This is a genomic window from Pseudomonas sp. TE12508, assembly GCF_056279485.1.
Window position 1 is genome coordinate 49,711 of sequence record NZ_JBWCCN010000014.1, and the last position, 19,004, is coordinate 68,714.

Sequence of the window (19,004 nt, forward strand, 5' to 3'; positions counted from 1 at the left end):
GATCGGGTTACGGTTCCAACCCAATCCCACGCAATATCACGCTTGTCACCGTCTGCACCGCCCGCTCGAACTGCATGTCCGACAGCGGCTGGTGATCATTAAGAATATTCACCTGGTGATCGAAGTCGGCGTAGTGCTGGGTCGAGGCCCAGATCATGTACAGCAGGCTGGAAGGCTCCACCGGCAGGATGCGTTTGTCCTCCACCCACTGGCGAATTTTCGCTTCTTTCATCTTGGCCCAGTCGTACAGGCTGGCGTCGAGTTTCTCACCCAGTGTCGGCGCACCGTGGATGATTTCGTTGGCCCAGACTTTCGAGCCGTACGGCCGGCTGCGGGAATGGTTCATCTTGGCGCGGATGTAGCTGCTGAGCACCACTCGCGGGTCATCGAACATCTCGAAGCACAAGGCGTCCTGCTTCCAGACCTCCAGCAAACCCAGGAGCACCGCGCTGTACAACTCGCTCTTGGTGCTGAAGTAATAATGCAGATTGGAACGCGGCAGTTGCACTTCGGCGGCGATGTCGGCCATGGCGGTGCTGCCGAAACCTTTTTCGGCGAAGACTTTTTCGGCCCCCAGCAGAATCTTTTCGACGTTACTGCGACGAATCTCGATCTTGTGATTGCCCATGAGGGCTCCCTGACAACAGCGTTGGTCAAGACTAGCATCCGCTCTGGATCGGGGCGACAGGGGAAAACGAAACTTCGTACGGTGGTCTTGCGGATCGGTGACAGTCAACATTGATGTCGGCTGACAGACCGCCATCGCGAACTGTCTCGCTCCCACAGAGGTCTGCGTTTACCCATCCCCAGCCATAACCGGTCGCGTCCCATTGAAGGTGGTCTTCGACAAGTCATCGTATAACTTGTGATTGACATCCCCTTAAAGCCTCGCAAATAATCGCCGCCAATGTTGTACGACGACGTATAACAAAAAATAAAAATAACAAAAACCAAGGGAACGTTATCGTGAGCAGACTCGCCCGCCATTCCTTCGCCGACACCCCTCGCCCCTTCGTCCGTCGCCATACCCTCAGCCTGATCGGTTGCAGCAGCCTGGCCTTCGTCCTGCCCATGACCAGCCAGGCCGAAGGTTTCATCGATGACGCCAAGGCCACGCTGAACCTGCGTAACGCCTATATCAATCGCAACTTCACCAACCCGAACAATGCCCAAGGCAAGGCTGAAGAGTGGACGCAAAACTTCATCCTCGACGCCAAATCCGGGTTCACCCAAGGCCCCGTCGGTTTCGGCGTGGACGTGCTCGGTATGTATTCGCAGAAACTCGACGGCGGTAAGGGCACGGGCGGCACGCAATTGCTGCCGATCCATGATGACGGCCGCCCCGCCGACAATTTCGGCCGTCTGGGTGTGGCGCTGAAAGCCAAGGTGTCGAAAACCGAATTGAAGGTCGGGGAATGGATGCCGGTGCTGCCGATCCTGCGCTCCGATGATGGTCGCTCGCTGCCGCAAACCTTTCGCGGCGGCCAGGTCACCTCCACCGAAGTCAGCGGCCTGACGCTCTACGGCGGCCAGTTCCGCGGCAACAGCCCGCGCAATGACGCGAGCATGGAAGACATGTCGATGAACGGCAGAGGCGCGTTCACCTCCGATCGCTTCAACTTTGGCGGCGGCGAGTATGCGTTCAATGAAAAGCGCACTCAGGTCGGCGTCTGGTACGCGGAACTCAGCGACATTTATCAGCAGCAGTATTTCAACCTGAGCCATAGCCAGCTCATGGGTGACTGGACCCTGGGTGCCAACCTCGGTTACTTCATCGGCAAGGAAGACGGCAACGCCCTGGCCGGCGACCTCGATAACAAAACCGCGTTCGCCCTGCTCTCGGCCAAATACGGCGGCAACACCTTCTATGTCGGCCTGCAAAAACTCAGCGGCGACAGCGCCTGGATGCGCGTCAACGGCACCAGCGGCGGCACGCTGGCCAACGACAGCTACAACGCCAGCTATGACAACGCCAAGGAACGCTCCTGGCAGGTGCGTCACGACTACAACTTCGTCGCCCTCGGCATCCCCGGCCTGACGCTGATGAACCGCTACATCAGCGGCGATAACGTGCACACCGGAGCGATCACCGATGGCAAGGAATGGGGCCGCGAATCGGAACTGGCCTACACCGTGCAAAGCGGCGCGCTGAAGAGCCTCAACGTCAAATGGCGCAACGCGACCATCCGCCGCGATTTCAGCACCAATGAATTTGATGAAAACCGCATCTTTATCAGTTACCCGATTTCGTTGTTGTAAGACGCGGCACTTTTGCAGGTTGGCATAAATCCCATGTGGGAGCGGGTTCGGCACATTCATGAGGGATGAATGAACATGACCCTCCGTCAATTTCAATCAAAGTCGCGTTGACAAGCACCGGAAAGCCTAACAATACTTCGACCAAGTCATACGACAACCTACAACAACCCAATAACGACAATTTACTGTTCAGGGATTTACATGACGACCACATCCCCATTCAATCGCCTGCTCTTGACCGGCGCCGCCGGTGGCCTCGGCAAAGTCTTGCGCGAACGCCTGCGACCTTACGCCAACGTACTCCGTCTGTCGGACATCGCCGACATGGCGCCAGCCATTGATGATCGCGAAGAAGTCGTGCCGTGCGACCTCGCCGACAAGCAAGCGGTGCATCAACTGGTCGAAGGCGTGGACGCGATCCTGCACTTCGGCGGCGTGTCGGTTGAGCGTCCGTTCGAAGAGATCCTCGGTGCCAACATCTGCGGCGTGTTCCATATCTACGAAGCGGCCCGCCGCCACGGTGTGAAGCGGGTGATTTTCGCCAGTTCCAACCACGTCATCGGCTTTTACAAGCAGGACAAAACCCTCGACGCCCACTCCCCTCGCCGCCCGGACAGCTATTACGGCTTGTCCAAGTCCTACGGCGAAGACATGGCCAGTTTCTACTTCGATCGCTATGGCATCGAAACCGTCAGCATCCGCATCGGCTCCTCGTTCCCGGAACCACAGAACCGCCGAATGATGAGCACCTGGCTGAGCTTCGACGACATGACCCAACTGCTCGAACGCGCGTTGTACACCCCGAATGTCGGCCATACCGTGGTGTACGGCATGTCCGACAACAAGAGCGTCTGGTGGGACAACCGTTTCGCCGCACACCTGGGTTATGCGCCACAGGACACGTCTGAAGTCTTCCGCGAAAAAGTCGAAGCCCAACCAATGCCCGCCGAGGATGATCCGGCCCGGGTTTATCAGGGTGGTGCCTTTGTCGCGGTTGGTCCGTTCGGCGACTGAGCCCTCGCCAATCCCCACATAACAAAGCCAAGGGAATGCGTTGCCATGCAAGCCGAATTGATTGTCGATGCCCGCAATGCGGTCGGTGAAAGCCCGGTGTGGGTCCCCGAGGAAAACGCCCTGTACTGGGTCGATATTCCGACCGGTGGATTACAGCGCTGGAATGCCGACAGCGGGCACGTTCACGCCTGGAAAGCCCCGCAAATGCTCGCCTGCATCGCTCGTCACAGCGCGGGTGGCTGGGTCGCCGGCATGGAAAGCGGATTCTTTCACCTGCACCCACACAACGATGGCCACCTCGACAGCGAACTGCTGGCCCACGTCGATCACGCCCGCCCCGACATGCGCCTGAACGATGGCCGCTGTGATCGTCAGGGCCGTTTCTGGGCCGGCAGCATGGTGCTGAACATGGGCGCCAACGCCGCCGACGGCACGCTCTATCGCTACAGCGCCGGACAACCCGGGCCGCTCGACGCCCGGCTCAGCGGTTTCATCGTACCCAATGGCCTGGGTTTCAGCCCGGACGGCAAGACCATGTACCTCTCGGATTCGCACCCCGACGTGCAGCAGATCTGGGCCTTCGATTACGACATCGACAACGGCACGCCATCCAACCGTCGGCTGTTCGTCGACATGCATCACTTCCTTGGTCGCCCCGATGGCGCGGCAGTGGATGCCGAAGGGTGCTACTGGATCTGCGCCAACGACGCCGGGCTGATTCACCGTTTCACCCCCGATGGCCGACTGGATCGTTCGCTCCCCGTGCCGGTAAAGAAACCGACCATGTGCGCCTTCGGTGGCAGCCAGCTCGATACCCTGTTTGTGACCTCGATCCGCCCCGCTGACGACCATGACGAACAGTCGCTGGCCGGCGGCGTGTTTGCCCTCAACCCCGGCGTCAAAGGCTTGCCGGAACCGGTGTTCAACGAATTGCTGTAACCCTCTGCTGCATCGCTGTGCCTTGAATAAAAACAATAACAAGACTGGAGACACACCCCATGGACTTCAAACGCATGTCGTTGTGGTTGCCGCATTTGGTGTTGTAACAACGGCTGGCAAGTCTCCCTGTGGCGAGGGAGCTTGCTCCCGTTGGCTCGCGCAGCGGGCCCCAGCAATCTTCCAGAAGGACCGAGTTACCTGGATTTACGACTGCTTCGCAGCCGAACGGGAGCAAGCTCCCTCGCCACAAAAAACCTCATGCAGCCAATAAAGATCGCCATGACACCCACAATCCTCGAACTCGAAGACGAACTCACCCGCCTCACCCTCGCCCCCGAACTCGGTGCGAGCATTGTCAACTGGACTGTGCGCAGCACCGGCCAGCCGCTGTTGCGCCATAGCGACCAGCACGCCTTGAACACCGGCCTGCCCGGCAAACTCGCCTGTTATCCCCTGGCGCCATGGTCGAACCGCATCGACAAAGGCGGTTTCGACTGCCCGGATGGCTGGCTTGCGCTGACGCCCAACAGCCTCACCGATCCGCTGCCGATCCATGGCAGTGCCTGGCAACAGCCGTGGCAGATCGTCTCGCACACCCGCGATGAAATCGTCCTGCAACTCGACAGCACCGCACCCTTCGCTTATCGCGCAAGGCAACGTTTCCATCTGAGTGAGGGCAAGTTGAGCATCGATTTGCAGGTCACCCATCTGGCTGAACACGCCGCCTGGCATGGGCTCGGTTTACACCCCTATTTCCCGCGCACCGCAGGCACTCGGTTGCAGACGCAGGCGCGAGAGGTCTGGTTGTGCGACAGCGCAAAACTGCCGACACAACTCAGTTCGATTCCTGAGGAATGGGACTTCAGCCAGCCCCGGGCATTACCCAAAACACTGGTGGACAACGGCTTTTGCGAATGGGACGGCCACTGCCTGATCCAGCAACCCGACTTAGGTTATGAACTGGAATGCCAAGCCACCGGTAGCGCCTACTACCTGCTCTACTGCCCCGTGGGCCTGGAGTTTTTCTGTATCGAACCGGTGAGCCATCCGGTCAACGCCCATCACTTGCCGGGCCGGCCAGGGTTGCGTTTGCTGGAGCAAGGGCAATCTGCCGGGCTCGGTTTCAGCCTGCGCTACCGCTACGCCAACAGCTGAGTCAGCACCGCGCGCAACTTGCCGGGTTTCACCGGTTTGTTCAGCAGCGGTGCGTCGAGTCGCTGCAGTGAGCGCCGACACTGGTCGGTGCGGTCGGCGGTGATGATCACCGCTGGAATCGCCTGGCTGAAATGCTCGCGCAAATGCCGAACCACTTCACAGCCCACCACGCCGTGATCCAGGTGATAATCCGCCAGAATCAATTCCGGCGCCTGTCCCTGCAATGCCACCAGCGCGGTGGCCTCGTCGGTGGCGATGACCACCTCGCAGCCCCACTGCCCAAGCAGCGCGCTCATGCTTTCAAGAATGCTGACTTCGTTATCCAGCACCAACAGCCGCCGGCCCGGCAACGGGTTACCGGTACTTGGTTGCGGCGCGGCCTGACTGATTGGCAGTGGAATCTCATGGGAAATCGGCACTTCGATGCTGAACATCGAACCGCGCCCCGGCCGCGAATGCACCTGAATCCTGTAGTCGAGGATCTTGGCGATGCGTTCGACAATCGCCAGTCCCAGGCCCACGCCCTTGCGATCGGCGGCGCGCCCGACGTCCAGTTGGTTGAACTCGAGGAAGATCGAATCAAGACGATCCGCCGGGATTCCGCGCCCGGTGTCCCAGACTTCGATACGCAGCGCATCGCCCCGGCGTCTTGCCCCCAGCAGAATGCAGCCTTCGTCGGTGTAGCGGCAGGCATTGCTGAGGAAGTTGCGCAAAATCCGCGTCATCAAGCGCAAGTCGGTATGAATGGCGTAATCGCCCATGTGGACCCGCAGGTTCAACCCGGCTGCCGCAGCCACCGACTGAAACTCCGAGACCAGTGGCGCGAGCAATTCGTCGAGGCGGTACAGGGCAATATCCGGCTTCACCGCGGCCTGATCGAGCCGGGAAATATCCAGCAGATCGGTGAGCAAATCTTCCGCCCCTTCCAGCGCCTGATGCGTGCGCTCCACCAGCACCTGCTCGACGTCGGGCAATTTGCGCTCGCGCAAGGTCGAGATCAGCAAACGCGCGGCGTTGAGCGGTTGCAGCAAGTCGTGACTGGCGGCGGCGAGGTATTTGTCCTTGCTGCGATTGGCGGCTTCGGCGGCGTCACGGGCATCGCGCAAGGCTTCGGCGGCGTCCATCAACTCGTTGGTGCGCGCGGTGACCCGCTGCTCCAGTTCGTCATTGAGTTGTTGCAGGCGCTGCTGAGCGAGTTTTCGCTCGGTGATGTCGGCAACAAAGCCCTCCACCAAGCCTTCCTGATCCGGTTTGAGCAGCAGGTTCATCAACACGTCGAGGACACTGCCGTCCTTGCGCCGCAGCTGAGTTTCATAGCCCAGCAGGCTGCGCTCGCGCTGGAGGATTTCGCCGATGCTTTCCAGCTCTTGCGCCCCGCCGACGAACAGCGTGCCCGCCAGGTCCGTCAGGGTAAACAGCACCTCCTGGGGGTTTTGATAGCCGAGCATCCGCGCCAGCGCCGGGTTGGCGGCGCGCATGCCCTCCAGCAGGCTGGCCTGGAAGATCCCGTGTACCGCGTTTTCGAACAGCCATTTGTAGCGGTTGCGTTCGGTTTCCAGTTCATCCAGGCGCGCGGCCAGTTCCGGGTAATGACTCTTGCGCGCCGAGTGGTTGCCTAAGCCGAGTAACCCGGCCAGCGCCCGTTGTTGCTCGTCAGAGGGCTTCGCCATAGACGACCTCGACGTCGCGCTGACTGGATTCGCGCGGGTTGGTAAGGATGCACGGGTCGTGCATGGCGTGTTGCGACAGGAACGGAATGTCCGCCGTACTCACCCCGTGCAGGCCCAGGGTTTCGTGGAAGCCGATGGCGTGCTTGAGGGCGATCAGGTGTTCGACCAGCCGCCCGCAAATCTGCCGGTGATTGAGGCCACGGCAATCAATACCGAAGGTCTCGGCGATCACCTTGAAGCGCTCCGGCGCCGAGCTGTAGTTGAACGCCACCACGTGTTCCACCAACACCGCATTGCACAAACCATGAGGCAGATCGAGAAAGCCACCGAGGCTGTGGGACATGGCATGCACCGCGCCAAGGATCGCGTTGGAGAACGCCAGACCGGCCTGCATGCTGCCGAGCATGATTTTCTCGCGCAGGGCGATGTCGCTGGGGTTGGCGATCATTTGCACCAGATTGCCGTTGATCAGCCGCATCGCCTCCAGCGCATGAGGGTCGGTGAGCGGCCCGTGACCGGTGGAGACAAAGGCTTCAATGGCATGGACCAACGCGTCGATGCCGGTACAGGCCGACAGGAACGGGTCCATGCTCAGGGTGGTTTCCGGGTCGATCAGCGACACGTCCGGCACTGCGGCCTTGCTGACGATGGAGAATTTCATGCGTTCTTGCTGATTGGAGATGATCACGAACTGCGACACATCGGCCGACGTGCCGGCGGTGGTCGGGATCAGGATCAGCGGCGGGCTGGGCATGCGCAACATGTCCACGCCCTCGAATTCGAGGATGTTGCGCCCGTGGGCGACGACAATGCCGATGCCCTTGCCGCAATCCATCGGGCTGCCGCCACCGATCGCCACGATCACATCGCAGTGATTCTCCCGGTACAGCTCGGCGCCGAGCATGACTTCTTCGATCCGCGGGTTGGGCGAAACGTCGCTATACAAAAAGAAATCGATGCCCTGGGCTTGCAGACTGGCCTCGACATCGGCGACCCAACCGGCGGCAATCACCCCGGGGTCGCTGACCACCAGCACTTTGCGGGCGCCGAAGGTCTTGGCGTAGTTACCGACGTTGTGCCGACAGCCGGCACCGAAGATGATTTCAGGCGAAACGAATTTACGCAGCTGGCTGAGATTCTGGCTCATTGGAAAGCCTGTTTTTATTGTTTTGAAAGGTAAAGACCACACTAAAGCATCCGGCTGCGAATGCAATCAGACCAATGGATAGCGAGCCGCGGTGTACTCGGATTTGTATCCACTGGAGATCAACTGTGGGAGCGGGCTTATGTGGCGAGGGGGCTTGCCCCCGTTGGGTCGCGGAGCGGCCCCTATAATTTTTCCGGCATACGAGTTGTCTGGATTGCGACTGCTTCGCAGCCGAACGGGGGCAAGCCCCCTCGCCACATAAGCCCGCTCCCACAGGGGATTTGTGTCAGCTCACGATTCATCCACGATAAATCAGCCGCGAGGCTTTCTCGTTGCGCAACGTCAGGTGCTCCATCCCCTGCCCCGGCGCGTCGGCTTCGTCCCGGGCCTTGAGAATAACGTCGTGGTGCGGCGACTTGCTGCACACCGGATCCGCGTTACTCGCATCACCCGTGAGCATGAACGCCTGGCAGCGGCAGCCGCCGAGGTCCTTGTGCTTTTCATCGCAGGAACGGCACGGCTCTTTCATCCAGTCATCGCCGCGAAAACGGTTGAAGCCGAAGGAGTCGTTCCAGATGTGCGCGATGCTGTGCTCGCGCACGTTGGGAAACTGCACCGGCAACTGGCGGGCGCTATGACAAGGCAATGCCGTGCCGTCCGGGGTGATGTCGAGAAACAGGTTGGCCCAGCCATTCATGCAGGTCTTGGGGCGTTCTTCGTAGTAATCCGGGGTGACGAAAATCAGCTTGCACGGGTGGCCCTCGGCCTGAAGCCGCTGGCGGTACTCATTGGTGATGCGCTCGGCGCGCTGCAACTGTTCGCGGGTCGGCAACAGGCCGACGCGGTTGAGTTCGGCCCAACCGTAGAACTGGCACGTCGCCAACTCGACGAAATCCGCCTCCAGCTCCAGGCACAGTTCGATGATCTGCGCGATCTGATCGATGTTGTGCCGATGGGTGACGAAGTTCAGCACCATCGGGTAGCCCTGGGCTTTCACCGCACGGGCCATGGCCAGTTTCTGGGCGAAGGCCTTGCGCGAGCCGGCGAGCAGATTGTTCACCTGTTCGTCGGCGGCTTGAAAGCTGATCTGGATGTGGTCCAGCCCGGCGACTTTGAAGTCGCGGACCTTCTGTTCGGTCAGGCCGATACCCGAGGTGATCAGGTTGGTGTAGTAACCCATGTCCCGCGCGGCCTTGATCAACTCGGCCAGGTCTTGGCGCACCAACGGCTCGCCACCGGAAAAACCCAGTTGCGCAGCGCCCATCTCCCGCGCCTCGCGGAACACCCGAATCCATTCTTCTGTGCTCAATTCCTCACCCTGTTGGGCAAAGTCCAGCGGGTTGGAGCAATACGGGCATTGCAACGGGCAGCGATAGGTCAGCTCCGCCAGCAACCACAGTGGCGGGCCGGGTTGCTGTTCGATCAGGCTCACAAGATGATCCCCCGGTGCCAGACCCGCTCGGTGGTGACGGTGTGATACGGCGGGCGATCCAGCTCATAGGCCATGCTCATCGCATCGAGCATGCTCCACAGCACATCGAGCTTGAACTGCAGAATCTCCAGCATGCGTTGCTGGCCTTCGACCGTCACGTAGTGCGCCAGGGTGATGCGCAAACCATGCTCGACATCACGCCGCGCCTGGCTCAGACGTGTACGGAAATAGTCGTAGCCGGCCGGGTCGATCCATGGGTAATGGGTGGGCCAGGCGTCGAGCCGGGACTGGTGAATCTGTGGCGCGAACAGTTCGGTCAGCGAGCTGCTGGCCGCTTCTTGCCAGCAAGCGCGACGGGCGAAATTGACGTAGGCGTCCACGGCGAAACGCACGCCCGGCAGCACCCGCTCTTGCGAAAGAATTTGTTCGCGATCCAGCCCCACGGCTTCGCCCAATCGTAGCCACGCTTCGATGCCGCCTTCACTGCCGGGGACGCCGTCATGGTCGAGGATCCGTTGCAGCCACTCCCGGCGCACGTCGCGGTCCGGGCAGTTGGCGAGGATCGCCGCGTCCTTCAGGGGAATGTTCACCTGGTAGTAGAAGCGGTTGGCGACCCAGCCTTGGATCTGCTCGCGGGTGGCGCGCCCGGCGTACATGGCTTGGTGGAATGGGTGGTGGATGTGGTAATAGGCGCCTTTGGCGCGCAGGGCTGCTTCGAATTGGGTGGGGGTCATGGGGGTGTCAGTCATTGCGGTTCTCCGGGGAATAACCGTTCGGTTCTGCGGTGTCTGGTCGGGCCTCATCGCGAGCAGGCTCGCTCCCACAGGAGTCCGGGTCTTAGCCGATTTTCTGCACAAAGCAGGTCCATTGTGGGAGCGAGCCTGCTCGCGATGGGGCCATCCGCTACAGCTCAATACTCATGCCGTCATAAGCCACTTCAATCCCGCGCCGTTCCAGCAACGCGCGCTCGGCCGAGTCTTCATCGAGGATCGGGTTGGTGTTGTTGATGTGGATCAGCACCTTGCGCTGACGGCTAAAGCCCTCCAGCACGTCGAGCATGCCGCCAGGGCCGCTTTGCGGCAGGTGGCCCATTTCGCTGCCCAGGCTCTGGCCGACTTCGCACACGCGCATTTCATCGTCGCGCCACAGCGTGCCGTCCAGCAGCAGGCAGTCGGCGCGCTGCATCCAGCTCAACACCTCGGCATCGACCTGCCCCAGCCCCGGGGCATAGAAAACCGATGCCCCGCTGCGCAGGTCTTCGATGAACAGGCCAATGGTGTCGCCCGGTTGCGGGTTGCCACGGTTGGGTGAATACGGCGGTGCGTTGCTGACCAACGGAATCGCGCGAAATTGCAGCTGTGGGCAGCCCGCGATGCGGAACGGCTCGCGATCCAGCCCGATGGGTTGCCACTGCAAGCCACCGTTCCAGTGTTTGAGCATGGTGAACAAGGGAAAGCCGCTGCTCAGGTCTTCGTGAACCCGCTCGGTGCACCAGACCGAATGCGGGCAGCCTTCGCGCAGGCTCAACAAGCCGGTGCAATGGTCGATCTGACTGTCCAGCAGGACGACACCGGCAATCGCCGTGTCACGCAAGCGTCGGGCCGGTTGCATCGCCGGAAAGCTTTCGAGTTGCGCGCGAATATCCGGTGAAGCATTGCAGAGCACCCACTCCACACCGTCGTCACTCAGGGCAATGGACGACTGCGTGCGACGTTGCGCGCGCAGGTTGCCGTTGCGCATAGCGGCGCATTGACGGCAGTTGCAGTTCCATTGCGGAAAACCACCGCCGGCGGCGGAACCGAGAACACGGATGTGCATGGGATGGCTCCAGAAGGCAGGCCCGGCCAACGCGACGGCTGACCGGGCGATCAATCAACGGTTGGCGAAATACATCGTCACTTCGAAGCCAATACGCAGATCGGTAAACGCGGGTTTATTCCACATGGGTCAATCCTCTTCTTGTGCCGGACGATTCCGGTAAGACCATTAATGCACGGGGGATGAGATGACCGAATGCTACTTTCGAAGGAGTGGGTGGGGTGCGTTGGTAGGGGGTGGGGCAAAGTCTTCAAGTACACCCATAACCCTGTGGGAGCGGGCTTATGTGGCGAGGGGGCTTGCCCCCGTTGGGTCGCGGAGCGGCCCCAAAACCAGAAGTTCCGGGACTGCTACGCAGTCCAACGGGGGCAAGCCCCCTCGCCACACAAGCCCGCTTCCACATTGGGGTTGTGGTGTTCTTGCGAGTTAGAAGAACCCCAGCGGATTGATGTCGTAGCTCACCAGCAGGTTTTTGGTCTGTTGGTAATGGTCGAGCATCATCTTGTGGTTCTCACGGCCGACACCGGATTTCTTGTAGCCACCGAACGCGGCGTGGGCCGGGTACAGGTGGTAGCAGTTGGTCCAGACGCGCCCGGCCTTGATCGCCCGGCCCATGCGGTAGGCGCGGTTGATGTCGCGGGTCCACAGGCCGGCACCGAGGCCGAACTCGCTGTCGTTGGCAATCGCCAGGGCTTCGGCTTCGTCCTTGAAGGTGGTGATACCCACCACCGGGCCGAAGATTTCTTCCTGGAACACACGCATTTTGTTGTGGCCCTTGAGCAGGGTCGGCTGGATGTAATAGCCGCTCGACAAGTCGCCTTCAAGACGCTCGGCCGCACCGCCGGTGAGCAGTTCGGCACCCTCCTCCTGAGCGATCTTCAGGTACGAGAGGATCTTGTCGTATTGCTGCTCGGACGCTTGGGCGCCAACCATGGTTTCGGTGTCCAGCGGGTTGCCGCGCTTGATCTTGACGATCTTCTTCATCACCTCGGCCATGAACGGCTCGTAGATCGATTCCTGCACCAGCGCCCGGGACGGACAGGTGCACACTTCGCCCTGGTTGAAGAACGCCAGCACCAGGCCTTCGGCGGCTTTCTCGATGAACTGCGGCTCGGCGTTCATGATGTCTTCGAAGAAAATGTTCGGCGACTTGCCGCCCAGTTCAACGGTGCTTGGAATGATGTTCTCGGCGGCGCAATGCATGATGTGCGCGCCCACCGGGGTGGAACCGGTAAAGGCGATCTTGGCGATGCGCTTGCTGGTGGCCAGCGCCTCACCGGCTTCGCGACCGAAACCCTGGACGATGTTCAGCACGCCCGCCGGCAGCAAATCGGCGATCAGCTCGGCGAAGACCATGATCGACAGCGGCGTTTGTTCGGCAGGTTTGAGCACGATGCAGTTGCCCGCCGCCAGGGCCGGAGCAAGTTTCCAGGCGGCCATCAGCAGCGGGAAGTTCCACGGGATGATCTGCCCGACCACGCCCAGCGGTTCGTGGAAATGATAGGCGGTGGTCAGTTCGTTGATCTCGGCGGCACCGCCTTCCTGAGCGCGGATGCAACCGGCGAAATAACGGAAGTGGTCGGCAGCCAAAGGTACGTCGGCGTTAAGGGTTTCGCGCACGGCCTTGCCGTTGTCCCAGGTTTCGGTGACGGCGAGGATTTCCAGGTTCTGCTCGATGCGGTCGGCGATTTTCAGCAGCACCAGCGAGCGATCCTGCGCCGAGGTTTTGCCCCAGGCATCGGCGGCGGCATGGGCGGCGTCGAGGGCTTTTTCGATGTCGGCAGCGCTGGAGCGCGGGAACTCGGCGATCACTTCGCCGGTGACCGGTGAGGTGTTGGTGAAGTACTCGCCGTTGATTGGGGCAACGAATTCGCCGCCGATGAAATTGCCGTAGCGCGGTTTGAAGGAAACGACGGCGCCGGGTGTTCCGGGTTGTGCGTAGATCATGGTGGACCTCTGTCTGGGTCGATGCCTGTCAGGCCAACAGGCGATGAACCGATAGTAGAGAGCCCCGCCTGTCAGACGAATGCGCCGTTGGCAGGGGGATTCTCGTTATTTGGTAGTAGGTGATCGTTCCCACGCTCCGCGTGGGAATGCCTCAACGGACGCTCCGCGTTCGGCTTTTGGGACGCAGAGCGTCCCGGGCTGCATTCCCACGCAGAGCGTGGGAACGATCAGTTGCAGCGATCAGTGTTTGGCTACCAGGTCTTTAGGCAGCTTGAACGTCCAGAGCATGCCGCCCTGGTTGAAGTCCTTGACGCGCTTGGCCACTTCGCCGCCCCACAGTGGTACTGCGCCGCCCCAGCCGGAGAGCACGGAGACGTATTGTTCGCCGTCCATTTCCCAGGTGATGGGCGAGCCGAGCACGCCGGAACCGGTCTGGAATTCCCAGACTTTCTCGCCAGTCTTGGCATTGAATGCCTGCAGGAAACCTTCCGGCGTACCGGTGAACACCAGGTTGCCCTTGGTGGTCAGCACCCCACCCCAAAGCGGCGCGAAGTTCTTGTGGCGCCAGACTTCCTTGCCGGTTTTCGGGTCGATGGCGCGCAGCACGCCGATGTAGTCTTCATTCAACGGTTTGATGGTGAAACCGGCACCGAGGAACGCCGCGCCTTTCTTGTAGGCGATGCCTTCGTTCCAGATGTCCATGCCCCACTCGTTGGAGGGCACATAGAACAGGCCTGTGTCGCGGTTGTAGGCCATCGGCATCCAGTTTTTCGCCCCCAGGAACGCTGGCGCGACGAACACCGAACTGCCTTTGGCCTCGGAGCCCGGCGCACCTGGACGGCTGGCTTCGTTGTAGATCGGCCGACCGTTTTTATCCAGGCCGCTGGCCCAGGTGATTTTGTCCACGAACGGGAAGCCACGGATGAATTTGCCGTTGGTGCGATCGAGCACGTAGAAGAAACCGTTACGGTCCGCCGTGGCCGCGGCTTTGATTTCTTTGCCGCCTTCGTTGTAGTTGAACGACACCAGTTCGTTCACGCCGTCATAGTCCCAACCGTCGTGGGGCGTGCTCTGGAAGTGCCATTTGATCGTGCCATCGTCCGGGTTCAGTGCCAGGCGCGACGACGAGTAGAGGTTGTCGCCAGGACGCAGGTGCGAATTCCACGGCGCCGGGTTGCCGGTGCCGAACAGCAGCAGATTGGTTTCCGGGTCGTAGTAGCCGCCCAGCCAAGGCGCCGCGCCGCCGGTTTTCCATAGATCGCCGGGCCAGGTCTTGCCCGCTTCGCCGCCGGAGATGCCGTTCTCTACAGCCTTGCCGTCCTTGTAGACATAACCCATGTGGCCTTCGACGGTCGGCCGGCTCCACAGCAGGCTGCCGTTTTTCGGATCGTAGGCTTCGATCTTGCCCACTACGCCGAACTCGCCACCGGCCACACCGGTGATCAATTTTCCGTTGATTACCAACGGCGCGGCGCTGATGGAATAGCCTTCCTTGTGGTCGGCAACTTTCTTGCTCCAGACGACTTTGCCGGTGTCTTTGTTCAGGGCCACGAGCTTGGCGTCGAGGGTGCCGAAAATCACCAGATCGCCATACAGCGCAACGCCACGGTTGATCACGTCGCAGCACGGACGGATGTCATCGGGCAGGCGCGCGTCGTATTGCCAGAGCTTGCGGCCGGTGCGCGCATCCACCGCGAACACCCGCGAGTAGGAGCCGGTCATGTACATCACGCCGTCCTTGATCATCGGCTGCGCTTGCTGACCGCGCTGTTTTTCCCCGCCGAACGAAAAGGCCCAGACCGGTCGCAGGTCCTTCACGTTGTCGACATTGAGGGTGTCCAGCGGGCTGTAGCGCTGACCCTGGACGCCCAGGCCGTTGGTGACGACCTGCTCCGGGTTCTTCGGGTCCTGGAGAATGTCTTGATCGGAGACTGCGGCCAATGCCTGGCCAGACAACAGCATGGCACTGAGCAGCACGCTCAAGGCGAAGGGTTGGCGACGTGCGGGTTGGGTCATGACGGCTACCTCTGCGGTTTTTGTTATACCCGGGAAATTTTCCCGGTCTGGTGCAGATTCTTGGGCGCCGCCGCCCTTGCAACAATTGCCCGCAGTGCGGAGATTGCTAGTTCCTTAGTACCGGGTCGGAGGAGATGGACACCCGTTTGATCGTTCCCACGCTCTGCGTGGGAATGCCTCAACGGACGCTCCGCGTTCGGCTCCGGAAGGGACGCGGAGCGTCCCGGGCTGCATTCCCACGCGGGAGCGTGGGAACGATCATCACTTGTTTGCGGCGGAATCAACACGCCTCATCTGCCCCCGTTCGTAACGCGGGTACAAATGGCTGACGCTGCGGATCAGTTCATAGCGGCTCAGGCTGATCCCGGCGAAACGTTCGGGGATGGGGCTGCGGATCATCTCGGCCATGTCGCTGCCATTGGCCGCGCCGTCGCGCATCAGTTGGTCCAGCCAAGTGAGATAGTCGCGCATCTGCTCGAACGGCTTTGTATCCGTGGCCACCGGCCCATGGCCGGGGACGATCAGTGTCCACGGCAATCCCTGCAGGGTCGCGATGTCCGCCAGCCACACCGACAGCCCCGGGCTGTTGGGCGTGGTCAGGGCGCGTTGATAAAACACCAGATCCCCGGCAAACAACACGCCGGTTTTCTGGTCGAGAATAGCCAGATCCGCGCCGGTGTGCCCACCCAGACTCAGTAGGCGCAAATCGTGGTTCCCAAAACTGTGCATGCCAGGCGTCAGCACCTGCGTCGGCAACACCACTTCGGTGCCGCGCATCCAGTCACCCACCAGCCGATACATGTTTTCAGCCATGGCATCACCCTGTTGCCGCAACAGTTCAGTGGTACCGGCCAAGGCGCCAATCGGTACGTCGGTGAAAGCCTGATTGCCCAGCACATGATCGGGATGGTGATGGGTCAGCAGCACCTGGATCACCGGCTTATCGGTGGTCGCCGCAATCGCTTTGCGCAGGGCTTCGCCATAGCGTTTCGACGGCCCGGTGTCGATGACCACCACGCCCTGCCCGGTGACGATGAACGCGGTGTTGACGATGTTGCCGCCGTTGCTCTTGGCGAAGTTGTCGGTGCTGCCTTCCAGCAGCCAGGTGCCTTCGGCGATCTGCCGGGGCTTGAGTGCGTAATCGGGATCGGCTAGGGCCGGCAGGCTCAGACTGATGAACAACAGCAGCATCCAGCGCATCACTCGCTCCTTGGGTCAGGGTATGGCCGCATCGAATTGATTGCCGCTGTTGTCGCGCAACACCAGGCGCGTCTGCCCTGCTCCTTCGATATCGAAGGCCAGATTGGGGTTTTCGCTGACCGCCGGGAACAACTCCAGACGCGCCAGCAATTGATCGTTTTGATCGCGCAGCTCGGCCTGGTTGATGAAAAATTCCGGGATGCCGCTGACCATGCCGTTGTCCATCGGATGCGCCACCTGCAAACGCACGCGACTGAACTCGCCCCGGGGATAACGGCCACCCAGTACTTCGCCGATGCGTTCCTCCCAACCCGGTTGCGTGCGCACCACGCTTGGCGCCGTGCAACCGCCGCCTGCCGCATCGATCAGGGTCGAGCCGACATGCCATAGCCCGTCGCGGGTCAGTACCGCCGCACGCAACGGCGTGGCCTGTTCAACGCGGATGCGGATCGACAGCCACGGCAGCACACCGGTCAAGGGTTCGAAGTCGACGATTTTCGGCAGCGGATTGAGTTCGGCCCAGGCGAGGATTCGCACCACTTCACCCTTGAACGCCCGGGCGTCAATTTCCAGCGGTACTTGTCGGGCGTCTTCGGCAAATGGCGGCGCGAGCAACTTGACCCGCTCGTCGAACACGAACGGTGCGTCGCCGAGCATCTGCTTGTGATAGAACCCCCACATCACCGACGGCACCGGGTCTTTACCCGGCTCGACGTCAACCGCGTTCGCGGCCAAGGGCAACCAGCAGGCCAACAGACAACTCGCTCGCCAGTTCACTATTGATACATCTCGGGCACGTCATACCGCAGGCCGTAACGGGCATAAATGGCTTTCACCGAGCCCTCGCGAATCAACGCTTCCAGCGCCTCTTCCACGGCGTAGGCCAGTTGCCGATTGCTTTCATGCACCGCCATGCCGATCTCCCAAAGCTGTTTGCCCATGTTCGGGTAGGCGTTTTCCGCCAGCGCCACTTGCGGGTCGGCGGCCTGATGGACTTGCCAGTCGATCTCGCCGCGCATGGCCATTACCGCGTCGACTTCACCGGCCTTCATCGCGGAAAAGGCCTGGGGCACGCCCGGGTAGTGATGGGTCTTGGCGGCGAGCATGCCGTTGAACACCGAGGTCAGGTAAAACGACGGCACGCTGTCGACTTCGACGCCGATCGGGTGCTGCTGGAACACCGCGACGCTGGCCACCGAGTCCAGTCGACGACGGTCATAGGCCACTTGCCATTGTTCGGTCTGGTACGGCCCGAACATCACCACATGGCCGTTTTCCAGTTCACCCAGTTCATTGCGTTTCTGTGCGTAATCGCGATCGTAGGGCACGCGCATCATCAGGTCGGCCAGTTGCTGATTGTGCAACTGACTGGCCCGCCAGATGTAATCGCGCAGGTCGTCGTCGAGTTTTTCCCCGGCGGGTGCCCAAATCAGTTTCAGGCGTACCCCCATGGCCTTGGCCAGGGCCTGTGCAAGTTCGACGTCGACCCCGCGAGCCTGACCAGCGTCTTCAAAGCTGTAGGGCGCGAAGTCCTTGTACACCGCGACTTTCAGCTCGGCGGCGGCGATCATTTCGTCATAGGTACGGACCTGCGCCTGCGCTGTCTGGCAACACAGCCACACAGCACTGATCAACACCGCGAGCAAACGCATGGGTCACTCCTCGACGCGCACGCTGTCCAGGTAAGTGCGTACCGCCCACAAGGCTTCCTGACTCAGGTAGTCGGCCATCTTCGGCATGTACACCCGGCCGTCACGCACGGCGCCATGACGTACGCGTTCGACGAACCATTCATCACCGGCCTCACCGGCGTCGAGCATGCGCAAGTCAGGGGCGATACCGCCTGACTTGGCTTCCAGGCCATGACAGGCCGCGCAGTTCTGGTTGTAGGCCGAAGAGCCGATTTCCAAAGCTTTATCGTGTTCCGGGGAGGAGCGGTAAGGGTTCGCCGCCGCCCAACCATCGGCATCGACCTGCACACCGGCATCCTTGATCGGGGTCAGTCCCTGGGTTTCGACGGCTTGGGGTACCACGTTGCCGTGGGCCCAGACGGAACCTGCGTTGATGAAACCGGCCAGCAGTCCGGCAACGAGCAAGGCGTTGCGTTTTGTTGTCATTGTTCTGCCCTCAAGATTGCACGCAAAACCTCTTTGAAGAGGCTATGGCACCCATCTTAGGAAGGGCTTTGCGCCAGCCCCATGCTGCTTTGGTGGTCGCGGCCTACTCCCTTGGTAGTAGGGCTTGTGGCGCAGGCCCAACCAATACGGGGCGGGCGCCGTGAAGCTTGTCGATGCCGATAAGGGTCAGGATCAGCAAAAACGGCAGGAGCAGTGCTTTGAGAATTCGCATGGTCAATCTCCCCCCTTGAGTGATGGCCGTTGTAATCCATGCTAAAACCGCGCCGCCC

Annotated in this window: 18 protein-coding genes; 4 read left to right on the forward strand and 14 right to left on the reverse strand. The window is 61.0% G+C overall.

Going from position 1 to position 19,004, the window contains the following annotated elements; all coding sequences use genetic code 11:
- Positions 1–7: 7 nt before the first annotated feature.
- Positions 8–628, reverse strand: coding sequence for a TetR/AcrR family transcriptional regulator (locus ACZ9IM_RS19495; RefSeq protein WP_007899508.1), 621 nt, complete (start codon positions 626–628; stop codon positions 8–10).
- 338 nt (positions 629–966) lie between these two features.
- Here ACZ9IM_RS19495 and ACZ9IM_RS19500 point away from each other — a divergent pair, with 338 nt between their 5' ends.
- The 4 genes from ACZ9IM_RS19500 (at position 967) to ACZ9IM_RS19515 (ending at position 5,367) form a co-directional block, all read left to right on the forward strand.
- A complete protein-coding gene (locus ACZ9IM_RS19500; RefSeq protein ID WP_476224738.1) occupies positions 967–2,259 on the forward strand; it encodes an OprD family porin in 1,293 nt (430 codons plus the stop codon).
- Between the two features lie 201 nt (positions 2,260–2,460).
- The gene (locus tag ACZ9IM_RS19505) at positions 2,461–3,273 is read left to right on the forward strand and encodes an NAD-dependent epimerase/dehydratase family protein (RefSeq protein ID WP_192343627.1); all 813 of its coding nucleotides are present in this window, start codon (positions 2,461–2,463) and stop codon (positions 3,271–3,273) included.
- Between the two features lie 45 nt (positions 3,274–3,318).
- Entirely contained in the window at positions 3,319–4,212 is an 894-nt protein-coding gene (locus ACZ9IM_RS19510; RefSeq protein WP_476224739.1) for an SMP-30/gluconolactonase/LRE family protein, read from the forward strand.
- Positions 4,213–4,491: 279 nt separating this feature from the next.
- A complete protein-coding gene (locus ACZ9IM_RS19515) occupies positions 4,492–5,367 on the forward strand; it encodes an aldose 1-epimerase (RefSeq protein WP_427626265.1) in 876 nt (291 codons plus the stop codon).
- Here ACZ9IM_RS19515 and ACZ9IM_RS19520 read toward each other — a convergent pair.
- From ACZ9IM_RS19520 to ACZ9IM_RS19580, 13 genes are all read right to left on the reverse strand, one after another.
- A complete protein-coding gene (locus ACZ9IM_RS19520) occupies positions 5,352–7,037 on the reverse strand; it encodes a PAS domain-containing hybrid sensor histidine kinase/response regulator (protein ID WP_476224740.1) in 1,686 nt (561 codons plus the stop codon). The two genes, ACZ9IM_RS19515 and ACZ9IM_RS19520, sit on opposite strands and share 16 nt — an antisense overlap.
- On the reverse strand, positions 7,021–8,184 hold the full coding sequence (ercA, locus tag ACZ9IM_RS19525; RefSeq protein WP_008071266.1) for an alcohol dehydrogenase-like regulatory protein ErcA: 1,164 nt from the start codon (positions 8,182–8,184) through the stop codon (positions 7,021–7,023). The genes ACZ9IM_RS19520 and ercA overlap by 17 nt, the downstream gene beginning before the upstream one ends.
- A gap of 298 nt (positions 8,185–8,482) precedes the next feature.
- Positions 8,483–9,616 (reverse strand): pyrroloquinoline quinone biosynthesis protein PqqE, encoded by a 1,134-nt coding sequence (pqqE, locus tag ACZ9IM_RS19530; protein ID WP_476224741.1) that lies wholly within the window; start codon positions 9,614–9,616, stop codon positions 8,483–8,485.
- Complete coding sequence (gene pqqC, locus ACZ9IM_RS19535; protein ID WP_427623614.1) at positions 9,613–10,365, reverse strand: pyrroloquinoline-quinone synthase PqqC; 753 nt, start codon at positions 10,363–10,365, stop codon at positions 9,613–9,615. The genes pqqE and pqqC overlap by 4 nt, the downstream gene beginning before the upstream one ends.
- A gap of 154 nt (positions 10,366–10,519) precedes the next feature.
- Positions 10,520–11,434, reverse strand: coding sequence for a pyrroloquinoline quinone biosynthesis protein PqqB (pqqB, locus tag ACZ9IM_RS19540; protein ID WP_476224742.1), 915 nt, complete (start codon positions 11,432–11,434; stop codon positions 10,520–10,522).
- A 54-nt stretch (positions 11,435–11,488) separates the two neighbouring features.
- Positions 11,489–11,560, reverse strand: coding sequence for a pyrroloquinoline quinone precursor peptide PqqA (pqqA, locus tag ACZ9IM_RS19545; RefSeq protein ID WP_010455123.1), 72 nt, complete (start codon positions 11,558–11,560; stop codon positions 11,489–11,491).
- A gap of 300 nt (positions 11,561–11,860) precedes the next feature.
- Positions 11,861–13,381 (reverse strand): acetaldehyde dehydrogenase ExaC, encoded by a 1,521-nt coding sequence (gene exaC / locus ACZ9IM_RS19550; RefSeq protein WP_123359747.1) that lies wholly within the window; start codon positions 13,379–13,381, stop codon positions 11,861–11,863.
- Positions 13,382–13,621: 240 nt separating this feature from the next.
- A complete protein-coding gene (locus ACZ9IM_RS19555; RefSeq protein ID WP_427623609.1) occupies positions 13,622–15,397 on the reverse strand; it encodes a PQQ-dependent methanol/ethanol family dehydrogenase in 1,776 nt (591 codons plus the stop codon).
- Positions 15,398–15,658: 261 nt separating this feature from the next.
- Complete coding sequence (locus ACZ9IM_RS19560) at positions 15,659–16,597, reverse strand: quinoprotein relay system zinc metallohydrolase 1 (protein ID WP_476224743.1); 939 nt, start codon at positions 16,595–16,597, stop codon at positions 15,659–15,661.
- A 15-nt stretch (positions 16,598–16,612) separates the two neighbouring features.
- On the reverse strand, positions 16,613–17,374 hold the full coding sequence (locus tag ACZ9IM_RS19565) for a quinoprotein dehydrogenase-associated SoxYZ-like carrier (RefSeq protein ID WP_476224744.1): 762 nt from the start codon (positions 17,372–17,374) through the stop codon (positions 16,613–16,615).
- Positions 17,374–18,249 (reverse strand): substrate-binding periplasmic protein, encoded by an 876-nt coding sequence (locus ACZ9IM_RS19570; RefSeq protein ID WP_427623604.1) that lies wholly within the window; start codon positions 18,247–18,249, stop codon positions 17,374–17,376. The genes ACZ9IM_RS19565 and ACZ9IM_RS19570 overlap by 1 nt, the downstream gene beginning before the upstream one ends.
- Positions 18,250–18,252: 3 nt before the next feature.
- The gene (gene pedF, locus ACZ9IM_RS19575) at positions 18,253–18,714 is read right to left on the reverse strand and encodes a cytochrome c-550 PedF (protein WP_476224745.1); all 462 of its coding nucleotides are present in this window, start codon (positions 18,712–18,714) and stop codon (positions 18,253–18,255) included.
- 103 nt (positions 18,715–18,817) lie between these two features.
- Entirely contained in the window at positions 18,818–18,946 is a 129-nt protein-coding gene (locus ACZ9IM_RS19580) for a hypothetical protein (RefSeq protein ID WP_256348746.1), read from the reverse strand.
- Positions 18,947–19,004: the final 58 nt, after the last annotated feature.

Bases quoted from the DNA above. Each gene is read 5' to 3' on its own strand.
- ACZ9IM_RS19495 (WP_007899508.1), bottom strand. From the start codon at position 628: ATGGGCAATCACAAGATCGAGATTCGTCGCAGTAACGTCGAAAAGATT.
- ACZ9IM_RS19505 (WP_192343627.1), top strand. From the start codon at position 2,461: ATGACGACCACATCCCCATTCAATCGCCTGCTCTTGACCGGCGCCGCC.
- ACZ9IM_RS19510 (WP_476224739.1), top strand. From the start codon at position 3,319: ATGCAAGCCGAATTGATTGTCGATGCCCGCAATGCGGTCGGTGAAAGC.
- ACZ9IM_RS19515 (WP_427626265.1), top strand. From the start codon at position 4,492: ATGACACCCACAATCCTCGAACTCGAAGACGAACTCACCCGCCTCACC.
- ACZ9IM_RS19520 (WP_476224740.1), bottom strand. From the start codon at position 7,037: ATGGCGAAGCCCTCTGACGAGCAACAACGGGCGCTGGCCGGGTTACTC.
- ercA (WP_008071266.1), bottom strand. From the start codon at position 8,184: ATGAGCCAGAATCTCAGCCAGCTGCGTAAATTCGTTTCGCCTGAAATC.
- pqqC (WP_427623614.1), bottom strand. From the start codon at position 10,365: ATGACTGACACCCCCATGACCCCCACCCAATTCGAAGCAGCCCTGCGC.
- pqqB (WP_476224742.1), bottom strand. From the start codon at position 11,434: ATGCACATCCGTGTTCTCGGTTCCGCCGCCGGCGGTGGTTTTCCGCAA.
- exaC (WP_123359747.1), bottom strand. From the start codon at position 13,381: ATGATCTACGCACAACCCGGAACACCCGGCGCCGTCGTTTCCTTCAAA.
- ACZ9IM_RS19555 (WP_427623609.1), bottom strand. From the start codon at position 15,397: ATGACCCAACCCGCACGTCGCCAACCCTTCGCCTTGAGCGTGCTGCTC.
- ACZ9IM_RS19560 (WP_476224743.1), bottom strand. From the start codon at position 16,597: ATGCGCTGGATGCTGCTGTTGTTCATCAGTCTGAGCCTGCCGGCCCTA.
- ACZ9IM_RS19570 (WP_427623604.1), bottom strand. From the start codon at position 18,249: ATGCGTTTGCTCGCGGTGTTGATCAGTGCTGTGTGGCTGTGTTGCCAG.
- pedF (WP_476224745.1), bottom strand. From the start codon at position 18,714: ATGACAACAAAACGCAACGCCTTGCTCGTTGCCGGACTGCTGGCCGGT.
- ACZ9IM_RS19580 (WP_256348746.1), bottom strand. From the start codon at position 18,946: ATGCGAATTCTCAAAGCACTGCTCCTGCCGTTTTTGCTGATCCTGACC.